Origin of the sequence: Acinetobacter sp. YH12117, assembly GCF_013418865.1 — a bacterium.
Classification (GTDB): domain Bacteria; phylum Pseudomonadota; class Gammaproteobacteria; order Pseudomonadales; family Moraxellaceae; genus Acinetobacter; species Acinetobacter indicus.
Map to the genome: position 1 here is coordinate 24,794 of NZ_VPBF01000036.1, position 6,109 is coordinate 30,902.

The following is a 6,109-nucleotide window of genomic DNA, read 5'->3' on the forward strand; positions in this document are numbered from 1 at the left end:
TTATGCTGACCCAAACCACAACAATTGCTGCGATTGCCACTCCACCCGGGCGTGGCGGTGTGGGGGTAATTCGCCTGTCTGGTCCTAAATCCTATGCCATTGCTGAAGCCCTGACCCAAAAGCAGCTGCCAAAAGCCCGTTTTGCCGGCTTCCGCCAGTTTTATGAGGCTAGCGGTGAGGTGATGGATGAAGGTTTGGTGATTTGTTTCCCCAATCCGAACTCCTTTACCGGTGAAGACGTGGTGGAACTGCAAGGTCATGGCGGCCCGGTCATTCAAAATGCCCTGCTGGCACGTTTACTGGAACTCGGTGCGACCGCGGCCAAAGCTGGCGAGTTTTCCATGCGCGCCTTTGAAAATGGCAAGCTTGATCTGGTACAGGCCGAAGCGATTGCCGACCTGATTGACGCGACCTCGCAGGCTGCAGCACGTTCAGCGGTACGCTCCCTGCAAGGCGCATTTTCAACCAAGGTCAATACGGTTTTAGAAAAACTGATTCATCTGCGTTTGCATGTGGAAGCAGCGATTGATTTTCCGGAAGAAGAAATTGATTTTCTGGCCGATGGCAAAATTCTGGCCCTACTGGATGATGTTGCCAGCTCAGTCACCGCGGTACAGCAATCGGCACGTCAGGGACAATTATTACGTGAAGGCTTGCAGGTGGTGATTGCTGGTAAACCGAATGCCGGAAAATCATCTTTACTGAATGCTTTAGCCGGGATTGAACGGGCGATTGTGACCGATATTGCCGGTACCACCCGTGATGTGCTGCATGAAAAAATCACCTTAAATGGCTTGCCGATTACCCTGACCGATACCGCCGGTTTACGGGAAACCGGTGATGTGGTGGAAAAAGAAGGCATCCGCCGCGCGATTAAAGAAATTGAACAGGCCGATTTATTGCTGCTGGTGTATGACCTGAGTCAGGGTGAAGATCCGCTGCAATTGGCCCAGGAATATTTTGCCGATCATCTGGAACCCAAACGTCTGATGCTGATTGGTAATAAAGCAGATTTGACTGGTGCTGAAGCCGTTATTGGTGATTATCAGGGTTTTCGTCATATTACCGTGTCGGCCAAGCAGGAAACCGGTGTTCAATCGCTCATAGATGCGATTACAGCCCATGCAGGCTTCCAGCCGGAAGAAGATACCTTCATTGCCCGAACTCGTCATTTAGACGCAATGAAGCGCACCCAGTACTATCTGGCCGAAGCGCGCGAGCAGCTGGTAGATTATCATGCCGGTGAGCTGGTGGCTGAATCCCTGCGTCTGGCGCAAAATGCCCTAGGTGAAATTACCGGAGATTTTAGTGCCGATGATCTGTTGGGTAAAATTTTCGGTTCTTTCTGTATTGGAAAATAAGCGCAGCACGCTCTGAGCTTGCTATGCATTTAAAAGCATCAGGTGTTAGCCACCTGGTGCTTTTTTATTGCTTTTTATCAGGCAATCTCGTCATTTCAGCCTAAATAGTTTTGTATATTCTAAGGGAACAGCCTGTCACATTGTATGGGCTAGCCTATATCCCACCATCCGCCCTTCTATTGCCCGATATTCAGGCTATGATGAGTGAATAACCTACAAGTTGTTCCAATAAAATCCTGAACGCAGTTCAACAAAAACACTGCCGGAGGTGTGGCATGCTGGAGGTGGTTGATTTACGTGAGTCACTGGTTGCTTTAGTGAGTGTGCTGCAGCTGTTGCTCGAGTTTATCTCGGTGGTCTGTGTGGTGATTGGTCTGGTCAAAACCTTAATGGTGCTGGTTCAGCTAAAATCCGGCCGCAGTGCGCGCTATTGTTTTGGCAATTGGCTGGCCACTGCGCTGGAGTTTCAGCTGGCCGCGGATATTCTGGCCACCACGGTCGATCCGGATATGGACAGCCTGATCAAACTGGCGATTATTGCGGTCATTCGGACCTTTTTAAACTACTTTTTAATGAAAGAGCTGGAACATCAACCCGGTACAGAGAAATAAAACTATTCAATCATCTGGTGGATGTTGATATGGTCAGCATCTGATTGGCAGCGCAGTCTGTCCGCACCCAGGATCAGGCCGAGGGTGCCTGATCATCCCCGACTCAACAGCATTAATTTAAAAGGTTAGCACTTTACGCTGCTGCCAGATCAGGCTGAGGCAAAGCAGCCCAATCAGCATGCAGAAGCTGATAATACCCACACTTAAGCCAAAATGGTCTGATAAATAGCCCACCGCAATAATCGGTACAATGGTGCCCAGATAGGCAATAAACAGATAACTGGACATAATTGCAGCGCGGTTGTGCGGCTGACTCATCTGGTGAATCAGGCCAAAGGCGCCCAATAAGCTCAAGCCATGCCCAATTCCGACCAGCACATCACTGACAAAGAACAGCGGGCTCCATTGCAGCGACATACATAAACCCAGCAGAAGCAGACTGCCGAGCAGCGCATAGAGCCCCCAGCGCAAGGCCGTGGCAGGCAGTACACTACGGGCAAAAAACTGGACGATGGCTGAAATAATTAAAATCGCGGAAATTGCTACACCACTGACCAGTGGCCCATGCCAGGGCAAAATATCCTGCACAAACGACGGCGATAGCGAAGCAAACAGGCTAAAGCCGGCAAAGGCACAAAACGCGGCCAGACTGACCAGGAAAAAAGCAGCCTGATACGGCGCATCCGGGGTTTGCAATTTGGGATAAACCGAAAATGGCTGCTGTTCAAAGGCAGGCTGTTTTAGCTTGAACAGGCCCAGTCCACAGAAAATGGCACTGACAATCACCGGAAGATAAGGCGTGACCAGCGGCTGCTCGGCAAACTGGGCAATTACACCGCCCAGAAATGGCCCTAAACCAAAGCCAATTGCGGTAATAATCGAGCTGAGCTGCGGCGCCAGCAGCTTATGGCTATCGGGCACTACATTCATCAGCCCCAGCATGGCAGAAGTGGTAATCAGTCCGGAGGCAATCCCAATAATAAAGCGGCCGAGGCCCAAATACAGTGCTGTCGGCGCCCAGGCTGACAGTATCAGTCCAATCGTGACCAGGGCAATACCGACCTGCAAGCTGCGAACAAAACCAAAGCGGTTACTGGTTCGCCCCAGAAACAGTAAAGTGGCCAGACAACCGAACATATAGGCTACAAACAGATAGGTAATATGACTCGGCAGCAGCTGCCACAGCTCCTGATATAGGGGATATAAAGGGCTGGCCAGTGCGGTTCCAACGGTACCAATACACAGCGCCAGGCTGACCATTAAAAACGGCTGCCACGATTGAGCGTTTGACATGAGAGAATAAAAAAATACCTCAGCTTTTTGGCTCAGGTATCATGATATGAGAAAAGATCGTTTCAGTGTAAAGGCAGGAATTTTGTGGGTCAATCGAAAGATGGGCTTAGGTATAGCGTTTTAACAATTTTAAAAATTCATCCAGTTCGACTTCATTGACCTCGACCTCATTGCCAATGACATGATGGCGCAAATGCGATTCAATCAGCTCATTCATCAGCCCGTTAACCGCGCCTTTAATCGCAGCCACCTGCTGTAATACTTCGATACAGCTTTTTTCCGGATCATGGATGGACTGTTCCACCGCACTGATCTGACCTTGTAAACGCTTGATGCGATTTAAAACTTTTTTATCTGTATGTAAATGGCCCACACTTCACCTTAATTTCAAATATACTATGGGGGAGTATATTGGGCGATTCTCCCCATGCAAAATCATGTTTCTCACCGTACCCATCACCATCAGTTTGATGAAGGCAATCCACTGGCCCAGAAGCGTATATTATATGCTGCGATATTAACCGGTGTCATGATGCTTTTAGAGATTATTGGCGGCTGGATTTTTAACTCGATGGCACTTCTGGCCGATGGCTGGCATATGAGCTCGCATATGCTGGCTTTGGGGCTGGCCTATGTGGCTTATCGGGCGGCGCGTCATTATGCCCAGGATGCCCGTTTTAGCTTTGGTACCTGGAAAATTGAGATTCTGGCTGGTTATAGCAGTGCGATTTTATTGCTGGTGGTGGCCGGTTTTATGGCGTTTCATTCGGTAGAACGCTTATTTTTCCCGGTTAATATTCATTATAACGAAGCCATTCCCATTGCGATTTTAGGCCTATTGGTCAACTTGATTTGTGCCTGGTTACTGCATGATGATGGTCACCATCACCATCACCATCACCATCACCATCACCATCACCATCACCATCACCATCACCATGAGTCGGGGCATGGACATGCGCATGCACATACAGCTGGAGCACATGATTTAAACCAGAAAGCTGCGTTTATGCATGTGGTGGCCGATGCTGTGACCTCCATTTTTGCGATTGTGGCCTTAATTGCCGGCAAGTTCTGGGGCTGGGATTTTCTTGATGCGGTACTGGGTATTGTGGGTTCGATTCTGGTGGCACGCTGGGCCTGGGGCCTGATTCAGGAAACTGGACGCACCTTGCTGGATGCCGAAATGGATCATCCGGTGGTGGAAGAAATTCGCGAGGTGATTGCCGAGCTGCCAGGAATAGTCAATATCACCGATCTGCATGTCTGGAAAGTCGGTCGTGACAAGTTTTCCTGTATTCTGGCCGTAGAAACTGAAGATGAATTAAATGCCGATCAAATCCGCACGGCCCTGTCAGTGCATGAGGAAATTGTGCATGTCTCAATTGAAATTAACTCGATTCATCCGGTTTATGTTCCACGTGAAACGCCATTGTCGATGCTGTAGTGATTCGGTAAATTTCTCTGATGAAAGTTAAATTTTTGCCCCGATTTAAGATTAGAATCGGGCAAGGATTGATAAAGACAAGATTTCACTATGTTTAAACATGCATTCTTGCTGGCAGCGCTCGCGATGAGCTCAACGCCGGCACTGGCCAATGTCGACACGGTCAAAGCCAATTTAAAGCAGCAACATCCAAACCTGGACATCCAGAATATTCAGGCCACTGAAATGCGCGGGATTTATAGCGGTTCGATGCAGGGTCAGGTGGTGTATCTGAATGAAGATGCCAAGCATATTCTGGCCGGTTCCATGATCCGTTTAAGCGACCAGCAGAATTTGACCAAAGCGCTGCTGGTACAACAAAACAGCATCGACTGGAAAAAACTGCCGCTACAAGATGCTTTAAAAACGGTTCGAGGGACGGGTAAACGTCAGCTGGCCATCTTTTCTGACCCAAATTGCCCGTATTGCAAACAGCTGGAAGTAGAGCTGAAAAAACTCAATGATGTCACCATTTACACCTTTATTTTACCGTTAAAGGCACAATCGGTACGCCCTTCGCAGCAGGTGTATTGTGAAGCCAATCCGGCCCAGGCCTGGGAAGACCTGATTGCCAAAGGTCTTAGCCCGCGCACGAGCCAGTCCTGTGCCAATCCGATTCAGCGTAATCTGAAACTGGCGCAAAGCCTGGGATTAAACGGCACACCGGCCATTATTTTCTCGAATGGTTTTAAGGTGATGGGCGCCTACCCTGCTGCGCAGATCGAGCAGATTTTCAAGGAATTTGGACTCTAAGCTCAGATTGTTAAAAGTCAGATTTTAGACCATAAAAAAGCACCGGCGAATGAACGGTGCTTTTTTATTGATTTAAACGCGATGTGAGCGTTTGGAAATCATGTTATAGATAAACAGAATAATCAGCGCACCAATCACCGAGGCAATAAAGCCGGCAGCTGAGTTTTCATCATACAGACCGAGGAAGCGACCGCCGTAAGTGGCCAACAGTGAACCGGCGATCCCGAGTAAGGTGGTCATAATAAAGCCTGCTTTATCATCACCTGGATGGATGGCACGGGCGATAAGACCTGCAATAAAACCAATCACGATAGCCACAATAAGTGTCCACATCTCCTGTCTCCTTCTTGTTATGGTTTATCAAGTTGAGTTGTTGCTATTTGATTTATTTTTCAGGATTTTTGAGAGGACAAACAGTAGAGTCCTGCTACAGATTGTAGTTTTTTTGTCCGCTTTGTCGTAAAAAAAGTGGCTGAACGCCATTGCTGTCCCACAATTTTTCACAAGAGGAAGCTCATTTGAGCTTCCTCTTGTTTTATGGGTATTTTATCGGGTGAAAATAAAGCTTTTAAAGTTCTTCTTTCAAACAAATTCACTTGAATTAT

Annotated in this window: 7 protein-coding genes; 4 read left to right on the forward strand and 3 right to left on the reverse strand. The window is 48.2% G+C overall.

The features are described 5' to 3' along the window. The first annotated feature begins 5 nt into the window (after positions 1-5). Complete coding sequence (gene mnmE, locus FTU55_RS11935) at positions 6-1,361, forward strand: tRNA uridine-5-carboxymethylaminomethyl(34) synthesis GTPase MnmE (protein ID WP_168382786.1); 1,356 nt, start codon at positions 6-8, stop codon at positions 1,359-1,361. Positions 1,362-1,636: 275 nt separating this feature from the next. Continuing rightward, entirely contained in the window at positions 1,637-1,972 is a 336-nt protein-coding gene (locus FTU55_RS11940; RefSeq protein WP_005181102.1) for a DUF1622 domain-containing protein, read from the forward strand. A gap of 117 nt (positions 1,973-2,089) precedes the next feature. Here FTU55_RS11940 and FTU55_RS11945 read toward each other — a convergent pair whose 3' ends face one another. Both FTU55_RS11945 and FTU55_RS11950 read right to left on the reverse strand, forming a co-directional pair. Continuing rightward, positions 2,090-3,232 carry an MFS transporter gene (locus tag FTU55_RS11945; protein WP_075175269.1) on the reverse strand — a complete coding sequence of 381 codons (1,143 nt, stop codon included), beginning with the start codon at positions 3,230-3,232 and terminating at the stop codon, positions 2,090-2,092. Between the two features lie 139 nt (positions 3,233-3,371). After that, a complete protein-coding gene (locus FTU55_RS11950) occupies positions 3,372-3,638 on the reverse strand; it encodes a metal/formaldehyde-sensitive transcriptional repressor (protein ID WP_104498506.1) in 267 nt (88 codons plus the stop codon). Between the two features lie 54 nt (positions 3,639-3,692). On the opposite strand from FTU55_RS11950, the gene dmeF reads away from it, so the two are divergent. Both dmeF and FTU55_RS11960 read left to right on the forward strand, forming a co-directional pair. Continuing rightward, the gene (dmeF, locus tag FTU55_RS11955; RefSeq protein ID WP_180047191.1) at positions 3,693-4,712 is read left to right on the forward strand and encodes a CDF family Co(II)/Ni(II) efflux transporter DmeF; all 1,020 of its coding nucleotides are present in this window, start codon (positions 3,693-3,695) and stop codon (positions 4,710-4,712) included. A 90-nt stretch (positions 4,713-4,802) separates the two neighbouring features. After that, positions 4,803-5,504, forward strand: coding sequence for a DsbC family protein (locus FTU55_RS11960; protein WP_168394136.1), 702 nt, complete (start codon positions 4,803-4,805; stop codon positions 5,502-5,504). Between the two features lie 72 nt (positions 5,505-5,576). Here the strand turns inward: FTU55_RS11960 and FTU55_RS11965 are convergent, their stop codons facing one another. After that, entirely contained in the window at positions 5,577-5,837 is a 261-nt protein-coding gene (locus tag FTU55_RS11965) for a GlsB/YeaQ/YmgE family stress response membrane protein (RefSeq protein WP_005181091.1), read from the reverse strand. Positions 5,838-6,109 lie beyond the last annotated feature (272 nt).

Coding starts and splice junctions, on each gene's coding strand:
- FTU55_RS11940 (WP_005181102.1), top strand. CDS start 1,637: ATGCTGGAGGTGGTTGATTTACGTGAGTCACTGGTTGCTTTAGTGAGT.
- FTU55_RS11945 (WP_075175269.1), bottom strand. CDS start 3,232: ATGGTCAGCCTGGCGCTGTGTATTGGTACCGTTGGAACCGCACTGGCC.
- dmeF (WP_180047191.1), top strand. CDS start 3,693: ATGCAAAATCATGTTTCTCACCGTACCCATCACCATCAGTTTGATGAA.
- FTU55_RS11960 (WP_168394136.1), top strand. CDS start 4,803: ATGTTTAAACATGCATTCTTGCTGGCAGCGCTCGCGATGAGCTCAACG.
- FTU55_RS11965 (WP_005181091.1), bottom strand. CDS start 5,837: ATGTGGACACTTATTGTGGCTATCGTGATTGGTTTTATTGCAGGTCTT.